Source organism: Flavonifractor sp. An306 (assembly GCF_002159455.1).
In the GTDB taxonomy this organism is placed as follows: domain Bacteria; phylum Bacillota; class Clostridia; order Oscillospirales; family Oscillospiraceae; genus Flavonifractor.
The window spans coordinates 1-13,170 of the sequence record NZ_NFIQ01000085.1; the positions used below are offsets into that span (position 1 = coordinate 1).

14 protein-coding genes are annotated in these 13,170 nt (G+C 49.8%); 5 read left to right on the top strand and 9 right to left on the bottom strand.

From position 1 onward, the window contains the following. The 7 genes from B5F88_RS16410 to B5F88_RS16440 all read right to left on the bottom strand — a co-directional run. Window positions 1–415, bottom strand: a 415-nt coding sequence (locus tag B5F88_RS16410; RefSeq protein WP_204246260.1) for a hypothetical protein, incomplete at its 3' end; no start/stop codon positions are given. A gap of 254 nt (window positions 416–669) precedes the next feature. Next, window positions 670–3,294, bottom strand: coding sequence for a DEAD/DEAH box helicase family protein (locus B5F88_RS16415; RefSeq protein ID WP_087348226.1), 2,625 nt, complete (start codon window positions 3,292–3,294; stop codon window positions 670–672). 14 nt (window positions 3,295–3,308) lie between these two features. Continuing rightward, entirely contained in the window at window positions 3,309–4,889 is a 1,581-nt protein-coding gene (locus tag B5F88_RS16420) for a site-specific DNA-methyltransferase (protein WP_087348228.1), read from the bottom strand. After that, on the bottom strand, window positions 4,876–5,427 hold the full coding sequence (locus B5F88_RS16425; protein ID WP_087348230.1) for a hypothetical protein: 552 nt from the start codon (window positions 5,425–5,427) through the stop codon (window positions 4,876–4,878). The genes B5F88_RS16420 and B5F88_RS16425 overlap by 14 nt, the downstream gene beginning before the upstream one ends. A 77-nt stretch (window positions 5,428–5,504) precedes the next feature. Then, window positions 5,505–5,714: a helix-turn-helix transcriptional regulator gene (locus B5F88_RS16430; RefSeq protein ID WP_087348232.1), complete on the bottom strand. Its 210-nt coding sequence runs from the start codon at window positions 5,712–5,714 to the stop codon at window positions 5,505–5,507. 588 nt (window positions 5,715–6,302) lie between these two features. Further along, complete coding sequence (locus tag B5F88_RS16435) at window positions 6,303–6,965, bottom strand: sigma-70 family RNA polymerase sigma factor (protein ID WP_087348235.1); 663 nt, start codon at window positions 6,963–6,965, stop codon at window positions 6,303–6,305. Beyond that, window positions 6,946–7,785, bottom strand: coding sequence for a helix-turn-helix transcriptional regulator (locus tag B5F88_RS16440; protein WP_087348236.1), 840 nt, complete (start codon window positions 7,783–7,785; stop codon window positions 6,946–6,948). Before B5F88_RS16440 ends, B5F88_RS16435 begins: the two co-directional genes overlap by 20 nt. A 230-nt stretch (window positions 7,786–8,015) precedes the next feature. Between B5F88_RS16440 and B5F88_RS16445 the strand changes: the two genes are divergently transcribed. The 5 genes from B5F88_RS16445 (at window position 8,016) to B5F88_RS16460 (ending at window position 12,352) form a co-directional block, all read left to right on the top strand. Beyond that, a complete protein-coding gene (locus B5F88_RS16445; RefSeq protein WP_087348238.1) occupies window positions 8,016–9,395 on the top strand; it encodes a phage/plasmid primase, P4 family in 1,380 nt (459 codons plus the stop codon). 79 nt (window positions 9,396–9,474) lie between these two features. Further along, on the top strand, window positions 9,475–10,458 hold the full coding sequence (gene mobV, locus B5F88_RS16450; RefSeq protein ID WP_087348240.1) for a MobV family relaxase: 984 nt from the start codon (window positions 9,475–9,477) through the stop codon (window positions 10,456–10,458). Then, window positions 10,445–10,624 (top strand): hypothetical protein, encoded by a 180-nt coding sequence (locus B5F88_RS16455; RefSeq protein ID WP_204246261.1) that lies wholly within the window; start codon window positions 10,445–10,447, stop codon window positions 10,622–10,624. Before mobV ends, B5F88_RS16455 begins: the two co-directional genes overlap by 14 nt. A gap of 534 nt (window positions 10,625–11,158) precedes the next feature. Next, window positions 11,159–11,704, top strand: coding sequence for a hypothetical protein (locus tag B5F88_RS20385; RefSeq protein WP_140402156.1), 546 nt, complete (start codon window positions 11,159–11,161; stop codon window positions 11,702–11,704). Between the two features lie 234 nt (window positions 11,705–11,938). After that, a complete protein-coding gene (locus B5F88_RS16460) occupies window positions 11,939–12,352 on the top strand; it encodes a protein-export chaperone SecB (RefSeq protein WP_087348246.1) in 414 nt (137 codons plus the stop codon). 91 nt (window positions 12,353–12,443) lie between these two features. On the opposite strand, the gene B5F88_RS16465 is transcribed toward B5F88_RS16460, so the two are convergent. Together B5F88_RS16465 and B5F88_RS16470 are read right to left on the bottom strand one after the other, a co-directional pair. Next, window positions 12,444–12,761 carry a hypothetical protein gene (locus tag B5F88_RS16465; protein WP_087348249.1) on the bottom strand — a complete coding sequence of 106 codons (318 nt, stop codon included), beginning with the start codon at window positions 12,759–12,761 and terminating at the stop codon, window positions 12,444–12,446. Between the two features lie 3 nt (window positions 12,762–12,764). Then, window positions 12,765–13,022 carry a phage holin gene (locus B5F88_RS16470; protein ID WP_087348251.1) on the bottom strand — a complete coding sequence of 86 codons (258 nt, stop codon included), beginning with the start codon at window positions 13,020–13,022 and terminating at the stop codon, window positions 12,765–12,767. Window positions 13,023–13,170: the final 148 nt, after the last annotated feature.

The window sequence follows — 13,170 nt, forward strand, 5'->3', positions numbered from 1 at the left end:
GTAGTTCATTTCTGTCTACATACAACCACTCTATATAGGCCAAGGTTTCCTGAAACGGCTTCCGCAGCAGTGCCCATGCGACGTTGATATTACCGTGATAGGCCAGATCTATGGAGGTGTTGTAATAGTTGGAGAAATCTACAAGCAGGGAAAAGAATAGATGCTTGTAATAAACTTTATATAGTGTTTCCTTGTAGCCGTGTTGGATTAGCCATTCTTCCTTGATGTCGCCTTGCTCTTCGCAGATTTTCGCATAAGCGGATGCGTCAGCGGCAGTTTTGAAATTTATAGTTTCTTTTGTCAGTTGTTCTTGATCTGCTCTTTGAATAATATTTATAAAGCATATTCTACAATAGTTGAGAAAATCGTGGAAGGGCAAGAATGTATCTTCAAGCTCAAAGTGATAATCCTGCATAATGATACCCCCAATTCTGCTTTGAAAATGGAAAAGCCCGAAAATGAGAAGTTCACTGGCACACGTGGCGCATTGGTGAACATTTTGGAAAAGACGGTGCATAACAAGTCTTATGCACCGCCTTTCCATGTGAGGAGAACGTTATCGGGCCCCGATGGCTAAGCCAATAAAAATCTGTGAGCATACTCGCATTCAAAGGCACTTTCATATTCAAATAGTTGAAAATAGTGTCCTTATTTATCGTGCTTTAGAACTTACAATCCCTTCACAATCTCCATAAACCGCTCCATAGAATACGCTCCCGGATAGTCGGGCTGCTTGGTCTCAAACACCATGTAATACTTGTACTGTTTTCCGGACAGCTTTGCCCACTGGTCACCGATTTTGGCCTTCTCCTTAGATTCATCATTATCCAGGTGATCTCCCTTGGTCTCCACCATCAGTACCTTTCCACTGTGGAGCATCACGATGATGTCCGGGTAAGCGTGAACAGGCCCGTTAATCTGGAAGCCCAGTCTGGAGATATTCCGGTGCCACCACTTGACGTTGCCCAACGCTGACAGTGCCCATACTACCTTGAACTCGTACTCGTTCATATCTTCTTCGGCGGTATAGAGTGATTTGGGCACCATCGAAGTAAATGCCGTTGGAGAGATTACCGCTGGCAGCGCATAGTTCGGCAGGCAGGAAATCTTGTCCTGCTCCAGCCAGGTATCAAAGACGCCGGAGCGATGCTGGGCAATCAATTCCTTTACTTTTCCCTGAATCTTCACAACGTAGGGATACGGTGACTGCTCCAGCTCGGAGAGCTGATCTTCGCTCATGGTGCCGATCACTCGGTCGATGTACTCATCCAGTTCCCGGTCGTTAACGCAGTTCATCTTGGACAGCTTTTGCTTGATAATGCTCTTACACACAGAAAGCCGCTTTTCCGAGGGCTGGGTGTTGAACCACTCTCGGAAAAAGGTGCTGTCGCCGCCAGACAGCCGCCACGCCTTCGCGGTGCTGTCTTTGCTGTCGTCTACATCCACCCGCGCCATCTCAGCGTTGACGGTGGTAAAATCCACATGAGCGTCTTTGTCCCGCAGAGAGAAGCCACCCTCCAAGTGCTCCAGTTCCAGGGTTTCGTGGGCTTCCGAAAACAAGCTGGGGCCAGTCTCCAGCATAAATTGTGGGAAGTGCAAGGCAGCGGCTTCGTCTGCAAATTCCTCATTCATTCGGAACTGATTCATTTTGTCGCGCACCTCCGATGGAGCCTGGCTCAAAGCGGTATTGTCGGCCTGGTTGATCTCGTCCTCATAGGTTTTGTTCTGTTGCAGAGCCTGTGACAGCATGGGGTCGGACTGCATGGTTCCATCCTGCACGGATTGCTCTGCCTCCTGTGTGGCCGCTTCAAAACGTGCCTTCAAATCAGAGCCGTCTACCTCCGGCAGATCCGGTTCGTCAGCGGGAGGGGTTACAATGGGAAGCTGCTCTGTCTCTGCGGTGGGAGGTGCCATAACGGGAACATCCACATCCTGTGCCCGGTAGTCGTGGCTGCTGAAACCGGCGCTGTTCAGCCCGGCCACCACCTTCTCCAGTGTCTGGTGGAAGTCTGCGGAGGATGTGATGACATAGGAGAGATTCAGCACTTCACTGCTGTTTTTCTGCGTGTAGGGCAGCCGAAGCACACGCCCCAAAATCTGCTCTACATCCACAGTAGAAGTACGGTTTGCCACCGTGGCCAACACATAGGCGAAGGGGCAGTCCCAGCCCTCTTTCAGGGCATTCACGGTGATGATGTACCGGATGGGGCAGTCTGGGGACAACAAGTCCACATTTTTCAGCTCGTCCTTATCGCCGGTTTTGATGGCAATTTCCTTTTCAGGAATACCGCCGTCCACCAGCGTTTTCTTGATTTTTTCATATGTAGTGCTGTCCGCATTGTTGCGGGGCTGGGCTTGGAACAGAACGATGGGACGGATATAGCGCCCGCTGGTTTCCTGATCCCGTTTGGCCTGTGCCTCCAGCTTGGCACGAATGGCGATAGCATCTCCATACACATCGGCCTGGGATTTTCGGTTATACACAATGACCGGCAGTTTGACCATGTTGGCCTTTTTCAGCCGTGCAGCGTCTACAAAAGAGATGATATTGCTTTTCTTCTTGGGTGTGGCAGTCAAGTCAAACACAAAGCTGGGATTGAAATTTTGCAGCATTTCCACACTCAAATCCGAAGTGGCATGGTGACTTTCGTCCACGATGACCACCGGATTCAGATAGCGGATCACCTGGATCAGTGCCGTCTCATCAGTGTCGGCCAGTAAAACCGACGGATCATCCATCCACTTGGCAAACTCGGCCAGATAACCATTCTCCTGATAGGCTTTGCGCCCTTCCTTTTTGCTGGTTCGGAAGGAATCATAGCTGAGCACAAACAAAGAAAGCTGTTCTGTCACCGAAGAGGGGGTGAAGTTCTGCCCCATGAGGGCCTGTTCCTTGGAGTACACCTGCACCCGCCCGCCAAAATCCACATCCAGCCGCTGGCGGTAGGGATGGTCTGGATTTTCCAGCGCCTTACGGGTCTGGGTCAGAATGGCCTCAGAGGGCACCAGCCATACAACGGCCTTGGCCCGGCGCTGGGGCATGGCGTCAAAAATCGTCCGCAGAGAACTGGCGGCGATATAGGTCTTGCCGCCGCCGGTGGGCACCTTGGCACACACATGGGGCACACCGGGAAGTACATTCACATAATTCGGCATACCGCCGAAGCCCACCAGAACATTCTTTTCGTTCCAGAGGGCCTGATACGCCTTTGCCGGGCTTTGTAGCTCCACCACCAGCTCCAGGTAGCGTGCAAGATCGGCAATGACTTCTTTTTGATAAGATTTCAGTTCCATTTCTTCACGCTCCTTTACAGCCGGGCAATGTCCCGGGGGATTTTCTTAAAGGTGATGTTATGCTTGCGCAGGGTCTCCTGCGGGATGGCGCACAGGTCGGCATAGATGGTGTAGCCCTCGGCTTTGGTCTGGATGGTAGACAAAAAGGCATGGTCCAGCGTAGTGACACGTTCCCGCTCATAGTAGAAGTAATAGGCGGTGTTGCGGCATAGGCCCATGAAGTAGGGCTCGTCCTCGGACTGTTCGGCGGGCAGGGACTCTTTAGTCTCCATATAGTAGACGTATTCCCGGATTTTCTGTGGGCCTACTTCTTCGTTGAGGTTGCCGTCCGGCAGCAGAAGCACAGGCCCCAACTCATAGTAGCTGAAATTGCCGCCGGTGCCTTCCACAGCTTTTTTGCCCTCTCCATAGCCGTCAATTACCCGTTTGACACGCTCGGCGGTAATGCTGTCGGCGTAGTCCATCATTTCAACTAAGATGAATTTGCGATTGCCGCCGTCGGCCTTGTTCATGTTCAGAACCGCATGGGCAGTGGTGCCGGAACCGGCAAAGGAGTCGAGAATGATGGAATCAGGATCGGACGCGATTTGGATGATGCGCTCAATCAAGCAAGTTGGTTTTGGCGTGTCAAAAGGGGCCTTGCCATCGAATATTACTTTTAATTCGGCGGTTGCCTGACGAGTAGTTCCCGCTATGCCACCTGCCCAGATGTTTTCAGGGACTTTACCATTTAAATCAGATAAATATAATTTGTGAATAATTGCTGTTTCATCCACATTAAAAATGATTTCCCCACTATCTAGTTTAGCCTGCATGGTTTCTCTACTCCATCTCCAACCTTTTTCAGGGGGCGAAATAATATTCCCATGAGGTGTTTGAATCTCATACTTTAAATTTGGGCGATATAGTCCGTTGACACAATAGCCCGCTCTCCATGGCCCGCGAGGGTCATTATCAGGATTTTTATATAATTTATTATCAGCATCTGACCTTGGCAAATTTCCAAGAACGAACTGTGAAGATTTAGAATAAACGAGGGTATGATTAAACTGCGAAACAAATTTTCCGCCATAGCCATTTGCCTGAACACTATGTTGCCAAATTACGTCTGATATAAAATTTCCCGTGCCAAAGATTTCATCGCAAATCAAGCGAAGATTTGACTGTTCTGTATCATCTATACTAATAAAAATTGCACCATCATCTCTTAATAATCGTTGCAACAGCTTCAAGCGGGGGTACATCATGCACAGCCACTTATCATGCCGAGAAAGGTCTTCGCCCTCTTTGCCAACCACTTCGCCCAGCCACTTTTTGATCTTGGGATCATTGACATTATCGTTATAAACCCAACCCTCGTTGCCGGTGTTGTAGGGAGGATCAATGTAGATGCACTTCACCTTACCCTCGTACCGGGGCAGCAGGGCTTTCAGTGCCTCAAGATTGTCACCGTGGATAATCATGTTTTCGCTGCTATTATCCTCGGCGTGCTGTCCGGCTTCGTCATAGCTGTACTGGCGCTCCAGCACCCGGTAAGGCACCTCCTGGTGGTGATTGACCACCTTATCTTTTCCAATCCATTCAAGTGTTGGCATGGTCTTTGTCCTCCGAATTCTGCTGTGGTTGTTGTTGACTGAGCATAGCCATCAACTGAATATCTTCCCATTGTGTTTTACGTTCCGCATTTTTCTCTACCTGCCACATACTTAGGAACAAAAATCCAAATGACAGAACAGTTGCTATGTCACTAATCGTTTCATTATATAAAAATGAAATTGGAATGGCCAAACCAACAAATAATATTGCAAAAGCCATACATTCAAGTGCCGTTGCAGCCCAATGTATTCTTTTTTCATTCTTAGTAGAAAAAAACCAAGGAGCATATCTTTTTAGCATCATGAGCTGAGATTGGTTGAGGTTGAGCGACCCAATAGAATTAAATGCATCAAGTTGTAGTTTGTGTTCCTCATTTTTTAAATCCACATTGTTTCGAATTGTTTGTGCAAGAGTATAAATGAATGAAGAAATCGATATGGCTATGAGCGCCTGCTTGCTCATTTTAAAAATAATCAGCGATGCTGCTAAAACAAAAAAACCCACAGCTAAACATAGTGTAATATTGTTTTTCTTCATAGCCCACTCTTAACCCTTTTCCTTATCAAAATTACAACTTCAAATTGTGTCACAAATTTGCCTCTCTTTCTATCTCGTTATGGGACATCAGGAAAAATATCCACAATATCTCCCACATTGACATTTAAGACACCACAGATTTTCCCAAGCGTCTCCAGAGTCACTTCTTCGTCGCGATTCAGTTTTGTCATGGTGTTGGGGGCGATTCCCGCTGCTCGACGTAAGTCTGCCTTACTCATCTTCCGGTCAATGAGCAGTTTCCAGAGTTTGTTATACGAGATGACCATGAGGAGTACCTCCATCAGAGAATTCGACTGTTTTATTATACCAGATATAGGGACTTGGGACAATCGGTTTTCGCACTCCAATACGAAAATCTCCAACCAAGACCGATGGTTCTGCAAGGCTTCCGCGTATGCTTTGCCCAGCCGCCGCTGAACAAAAACAGGCACAGAAATCTGCCCGCCATCTGGGCAAATCTCTGTGCCTGTTTTACCTGTTCGGGTAGGAGCGTATCCAGCGTGCGGAAGCAGGATGGATAGCCACTGCATGGACAGGCGGGGTGTCCAGAGGGGCATAGCCCCTTTGGCTCTGGGTTTCCAATAGGGGCGAGTAGCACCCCTGTTGGCACACGACTTTCCCTCGGAAAGTCTAGTGTGTTATACCTTTGCTTCCGGCTGACGCCGGGAAGGGGCTGACTGCGGCATCTGCAACTTGGGCAGATAGGCAGCGGGCAGACACTTCTCGGCGGTAGTAGGACAGGCGGATTTTGTACGGTCACGGACGAAATCAGGATTTGCTCATAGGGCAAAATCCGACTGGCCGGAAAAGGAAGCAGAGGTATATCAACCCCCGTCCCGCCGCAGCGAAACGCACTAAAACCACCAGGGCAGCTCCAGCCATAGATTGTCCAGCGCCTGTTCCTCGGTGCGCTTTGCCCGGCTCTCGGTAAGATGAAAGTGCAGCGCCGTCCCAAGTAAGGGATGGGCTGTATCATCTGTAAACCCAAAACGATACAGAAGATAAGTCTGCTCTCTGGCAGACAGCATCCCAAGGGCCTGATACAGCTCGGAAAGTTCCTCATGCTTGATGTAAATTTCTTCTGGAGAACGTGCCAGCGGATGGGAGATAGCATCGATGCGCTGGGCCTGTTCTTCCTCGCTCCGCACATCTTCCAGACGGATGAGCTGAATGCCCAGTTCGTTTTCACCATGCACCACTTTTTGCTCAAACTGAGAAAATTCCGCCCGGATGAAATCGGTCATAGCGTTGCGGATGGCAGGGGCCGCATAGGTCAGAAACTTTATGCCCCGTGCAGCATCAAACCCCGCAGCGGCGCTCAACAGGCCAATGCTGCCCTCCTGGACCAAATCTTCGCAGTCCACACAGAGATCACTTTGGGCAAGGTTCATGCTTCGGTACAGTTCTCCGGCGGTCTTGCGGAGAAACCCCATGTTTTGTTCCAGCAGCAGACTGCGGGCCCCAGCGTCCCCCTTTTGAGCCAGGGCGCACAGCTGCTCATTGGTCCGGTTCTTCATCTATCTGTGACGCTGGCGGTGCTAAGGTGCTTTCCAAGAATGTCTGGATGGCCTGCCCGAACTGATTCAGGGCCTCCAGATTGACGCCATCCATACCAGACACGCTGCTTGTCACCGCCTGTGCAATCTGCTCCGGTGTGATGGATGGGCTTTGCATATCCTGGCCCTTGGTCAGCTCCGTAAACATCTTCTGGGTGACGGCTTTGGAGAGGTTCTTGGCGGCATCCAGATCGTTTCCCACCTCTTGCTTGACTTCCCGCACCGCCGCTATAAACTGGTTTTGAATGGTGGTCAAGTCGGCCTGATAGGGCGGCACTTTTAGGCGGTTTACCTCTCTGGCAGCCTGCACAACGGCATCGGTCCGCACAGCCCCCATCAGCATGGAGCGGAGGGTGGCCATCATCTGGTTTTGAAGCGCATATCCCTCTGCCAGCGTATCGTCCAGATATTGGCCGATCAAGTAAGTCACTTCCGCAAAGCGGGGGCTTTCCAAAAGCCGATTGACCACATCCGGCTGCACCTTGCCCAGATACAGATTTTTAGCCGCCTCCACGGACAATCCCAGTTCAGAAATCTCATAGTTTTTGCGGTCTGGGATCTCCGTCAGTCCTAGAAGAAAGTCGGTGGATACCTGAAAGGTCCGAGCCAGACGGAGGACTTGCTCATGGCCCAGCTTTTCCACCTTTCCGGTCAGAAAACGGTTTAAGGTACTCTCAGTTATGCCGATTTTCACGGCCAGATCCGCCTGAGAAATCTTGTGGTATTTCATCAAATCCACGATTCGGGTCCGCAGGTCTCCCGGCAGAAAAACTGGTTCCATAAACACTCCTCCTCTCCTAACCAGCTTGTCTCCACTGCATCGGAGAACACTGGAAAGATCAAACAATTTTCTATTCTGCACCGCCCTGTGGTCTTGCATTTCTGCAAGATGGCAGGGCGGATTTTTTTATTTCCTGCACTTTCGCCTGTTTTTTAGGTCTATAGCCTTTTTCTCCGTATATTCAGGCAGACAGGCAGAGACCTACCACATTTTTAAGGAGGGATAGACCCATGAGGAATAAACAGCAGCCTGACGGGATGCCCGTCTGGTTTGATGGAAAAAGCATCAACGAAGCCCTGTTTTGTGAGGAGTTCTTGAAAACGCACAAGATTATCTTCACAAACGGGGCTTTTTTCACACCAGAAGGTCGTGTCACCGATGAACTCCCCCTGCGGTGCGAGATTTTTGAGGAATTGAAGTGCTGCGCCGTCAGCAACATCCCCCGCAAAATCAGCAACATTGTGGAGCTGATGAAGCTGGCGGCGCTGGTAGAGGATTTTTCACCGGAGCCGGATCGGATTCATCTGGCGAACGGCACCTTGTTTCTGGATGGCACCTTTGAGGAAGGCAAACCTAAGATTGTCCGCAATCGGTTCCCAGTGGTCTACCATTCCAACGCTCCAAAGCCCGTCCTCTGGCTGCAATTTCTGGACGGCCTGCTTCACCCAGAGGACATTCCCACCTTGCAGGAGTATATCGGCTATTGCCTGATTCCCAGCAATAAGGGGCAGCGGATGATGGTGATTAAGGGTAACGGCGGTGAGGGTAAGAGCCAGATAGGAGCCGTGCTGGGGCATTTGTTCGGTGTGAATATGAAGGACGGCAGCATAGGAAAGGTATCGGAGAACCGATTTGCCCGTGCGGATCTGGAGCATATTCTCCTGTGCGTGGACGACGATATGCGGATGGAGGCCCTGCGCCAGACCAACTATGTAAAGTCCATTGTCACCGCCCAAGGCAAAATGGATTTGGAGCGTAAGGGCAAGCAGAGCTATCAGGGCTGGATGTGCGCCCGGCTGCTGGCCTTCTCCAACGGGGATTTGCAGGCGCTGTTTGACCGGAGTGACGGATTTTACCGCCGCCAGTTGGTGCTGACCACAAAGGACAAGCCCGCTAACCGTGTGGACGACCCTGACCTGGCTGAGAAGATGAAGGGCGAGGTGGAGGGCATCCTGCTCTGGGCCTTTGAGGGATTGCGGCGGCTGGTGGCCAACAACTTCAAGTTTACCGAAAGTGAGCGCACCAGAGAAAACCGGGAGGCCGTCAAACGGGGTAACAACAATGTGTTCGATTTTCTGGATTCGGACGGATATATCCGGCTGAAAGCCGATGCTTCCGCCAGCTCCAAGGAGCTGTACGAGGCATATCAGATTTTCTGCACCGAAAACAGTCTGCTTTCTCTGAAACCCCGCAGCTTCAGCGATGCTCTTATCGCCAACCAGAGCCGTTACCATCTGGAATACTGCAACAATGTGACCAATGCCGCCGGTCGGCGGGTGCGCGGATTCCTGGGCATTGAGGTATTGGTGAGAAACAATATGTCGGTGTTTTCCGGTGATCCGCTGCGTACGTGCGTACCGGAAGATGTGCCGGAGGAGTGGATACGCTGACCATGTACGCACGTACGCAGTGATTGACCGCTGTTTACTCTTTTACAGCAATTTGCCTATCAAACAGGAGGGATCAAACGTGGATCAGGCACAATATGGGATTATGCGGTTTGCCAAGTACAAGGGACCGGAAATCGGAAACATTGAGGCCCACAATGAGCGCACCAAGGAAAAGTACGCCAGCAACCCCGATGTGGACACCAGCAGAAGCAAGTACAATTTTCATCTGGTGAAGCCGGTGCAGAGATACCGTGCAGAGGCAGAAAAACAGATTGCCGCCGCTGGCTGCCGCACCCGAAAAGACAGTGTACGGGTGGTGGAGGTGCTGTTTACGGCCAGCCCGGAGTTTTTCAAAGGTAAAAAACGGGCAGAGGTCCGAGCCTACTTTGAGGAGGCCCTGCGATTCTTTGAGCAATATCAGAATAAAGCCAATATCATATCCGCCGTGGTGCATATGGACGAGAAAACGCCCCATATGCACCTTTCTTTTGTCCCGCTAACTGCGGACGGCAGGCTTAGTGCCAAGGAGATCGTGGGCAATAAGAAAAAGCTGATCCAATGGCAGGACAACTTTTGGTCCCACATGGTCCAAACATACCCGGAGCTGGAGCGTGGCGAGAGTGCCAGCCAGACTGGGCGTGACCACATTCCACCCAGGGTGTTCAAGGAGATGACCCGATTGACCAAGCAGAAAGCCAAGCTGGAGGAACTGCTGGCCGGTATTGGAGCATTTAACGCCAAAAGCAGAGCTGCCGAGATTGCAGCGCTGCTGGACAAATATATCCCGGCGGTGGAGCAGATGCACACCACGATGAAGAAGTATCAGGTGGTGTTCACGGCCGCTACAGCCGAGAACAAAAAGCTGAAACAGGAGAACGCACGGCTGGAGCAGTCTCTGGACAAGGCTACCAGAGAAAGTACATTAAAGCAACTGGCCGAAGCCAAACTGCGGCGAGACTATGCGGATGCCGTGGCTGTGCTGGATCGTATCCCCAAGGAAGTATTAGATGTGTATGCCCGTGGAGGCCACGGGAGAGAGGAGCGGCCTATTGAAGAACGGTAAGAAGAAAAAGCCGAATGATTATGGTACCGGCATCCCACAGCATGAGATGGAGGCGCTGGCCCGTGTGCTGCTGCCTGAGATCGAAAAGTTTTACGCCAGCGAAGAAGGGCAGCGCCAATTTGCTCAGTGGCAGGCTGAGCAGGCCAGGAGACAAAAGACCAAGTGATGGCCTGCGAGCTGTGATCTACATCAAAAACGAAAATACAAGGAGGTCTGCAAAAGAACTGCTATGGTTCCTATCATACACCAAAATTCGACAAAAATAAATCGAAAAAGGGCGAACTTTCCTCGGCTAGAAGGAAGGTTCGCCTCTTTTTTTGTTTATCGGGTCAAATTTAAGTTTTCAGTAAAAAGAAGAAATCCGAACGCATCCCCCACAGGGAAGATGCAGTTCGGATTATCCTCTTTTGGTCCGAGTGACTGGATTCGAACTCCCTGGCAACGTGCAAATCAGCTTTTGTTTGTATAATTTAACGCTAACTTGTACAATTTTGAAAATGTATATTACATATAGTCTCTTTTAGTTTAAGCAAAGTTTCCCCCTCAAAGGGCAAAATAAGGGAAATTTGCTCCTTTGGACACGTAGCATATATTACATAAGCAATTTGCACAAAAACTGTTGAAGAACTTGAAATTTAGAAAAATTTCCTATATAGTTTATTCGGAAATACGGTTAGATAAAACAAAATGAGGGTATAGTATGCCTGACAATTGTCTCAATATAACAGCTTATCATGGAACACTGGTAGACAGAGCCACTTGCATCGAGGCAACTGGTTTCAATAAAAGTAATAAAGAAATCGAATGGCTCGGGTATGGAGTCTATTTCTTTGATACATTTGATAATGCAAAATATTGGGCTATTCAAGAGTGTAAGCGACAGAAAGGCCCTTCTTCTCCAGTAGTTCTGATGGTAACTATACATACAGAAAAGGATGGTCTTTTGGATCTTGATGATCCTGCTACTATGGATTTGTTTAGGTCTGATTTGAATAAAGCCTACACAGCCATGTTCGGAGACGGAAAGACTGGGGCTCCAAACTTTAAAGATAATCGTGACCAGCGGTGTTTTTGGTGTAACTATTTTACTAAAACACACCCAAAAATAAAAGTTATCGCACTCACCTTTCCCCGCATACACTATGATAAGTTTGGAATCCCATCTGTGTACAAAAATAGGCAACTATGTGTCCTAGACAATGCATGCATTAGGATGCCGCCTAAACGATTGGAGGTTCTGAAGTGAACATTGATAGAAACTTGGCTCGTGAATTGTGTAAGGAACTCGGGATCGAATGGAACGAAAATTCTTCTGTTCCAACTTTGCGAGGTGTTCCAATTACACAAGATTCTCTTGAGGACCTGTTCTCTGTAAGTATGCCCCTATCGTTTAGCACTGACTTCTCCTCTTTGCCTGTATTGAAATTTTGCAACTACGGAAATGTTGACTTAAAATGTGCATAACAGTTTGAGGTGTGAAATGAGTTCTACCGGAAATGTTGAATCTATTGTTAAGCTTAAACATTTGTACTTTGATAAAATAAATTTTTGGCGCTCTGGTGCAAAGGTTTCTGCGAACGATTTGGTACTCAACTTCACAAAATCATATGAATTTAACGAGGCGCATGATGGCTGCTTAGTTCGTTTGGAATGTAATATCCACGACGCAACAAATGCAATCATTAGACTATCAGTAAGTGTAACAGGCGAATTTCTTTGTTCGGAAACCAATTTAGTGCGGCGAGATCAGCTTTTACGCAAGAATACATTAGCTATTCTTTTTCCTTATGTCCGTAGCCAAATAAGCCTTGTCACAGCTCAACCCGAATTGGTTCCAATTGTGTTGCCCCCCATGAACATTGAGTCTGTATTTGAAAATAGTGAAGAATCATAAATAGGCCCCTACTGTCCATATCGTAAATATGCAAAATTCCCCACAGTTCATTTGAACTGTGGGGAATTTATATTGGAAGACTCTATCTTCTTTAGTGTACTCCGAAGCTGGCCAAAAGGTAGCCCACCACGCCGGTAAGGAGGGAAGCAATCACCGCCTCCCACCGCTTGCCGGGCTTATCCTTGATGGCGTTCAGGTCCGCTGAGATGGTGGCCAGCTGGGAGGCGATGTTGGTGTACTGGGTGGTGACGGTGGCCATGCCCCGCTCCAGCTCCCCCAGCCGGTCATAGATCTTCTCATGGGCCCGGGACCGGGACTCTTTTTCGCTCTCCAGCGCCCGTTCCAGAGCCTCTACCCGAGTAATGGACACGCAGTTGATGCCGTTGATGGGGCAATCGTTGTCCGGCATGGGTCAGCCCTCCTTGGGCTTGTCGTAAGTAAGGGCCTGTGTGCTGTCGCTCATGCCCTTGGTAGTGGGGTCGGCCACCACCCCCAAGATAGCCAGCACCGCAAAGACCGCATTGACCACCGCCAGCAGTCTGTCGCCCAGTTCTCCCAGCTCCAGGGTATAGCCAAACACAGCGGCCACCACCTGGATCAGCAACAGCACAGCGGGGATCAGAGACAGCCAAAACGCCTTGTTGGCAAAGCGCACCTTCCAGTTAATCATGCGCTCGCCCCCCTCTGGACCGCCCGCTTGGCCATGATTGCCGCCTGATAGCGGGGGATCAGGCCCATGGGGTCGGTGCCGTCGGTAATGCCCATGGCCACCGCCTCCTCCAGCTCCTCCTTTGCCCAGCCGGGCAGGGGGAGGGACG